General features: G+C 68.0%; 1 protein-coding gene. It reads left to right on the top strand.

Annotated elements, in window-relative coordinates; translation table 11 throughout:
- Positions 1-95: 95 nt before the first annotated feature.
- Positions 96-431: COX15/CtaA family protein (locus EJJ37_RS19930; protein WP_204596875.1), on the top strand; the 336-nt coding region annotated here is incomplete at its 3' end.

Here is a 431-nt window from a genome sequence, read left to right on the forward strand (position 1 = left end):
CAACCCGTGGGAGGCCAAGACGCTCGAATGGAAGGCCCCCTCGCCGCCGCCGCACGGCAATTTCAAGACTCCTCCGGTCGTCACCGAACACCCTTATGACTACGGCGTCGCCGCCTAGCATCGCCTCCGGACGCCGGGCCCTCGGTTTCGTCAACGCGGGCTCTGCGCTCCTGCTGCTCGTCGCCGGCGGATTGGTCACCTCGACGAACTCGGGGATGGCGGTTCCGGACTGGCCGCTGTCCTATGGGACCTGGCTGCCCAAGATGACGGGCGGGGTGATCTTCGAGCACGGCCACCGGATGATCGCGACCGTGGTCGGCTTCTTCATCCTGGTCATGGCCTTCTGGACGCAGTTCGACGAGGCCCGTCCGGGCGTGCGCCGCCTCGCGTGGTGGACGCTCGCCCTGGTCATCCTGCAGGGCGTGTTCGGC

This window comes from Clostridium cuniculi (genome assembly GCF_004353185.1).
Lineage (GTDB): Bacteria > Bacillota > Clostridia > Clostridiales > Clostridiaceae > Clostridium > Clostridium cuniculi.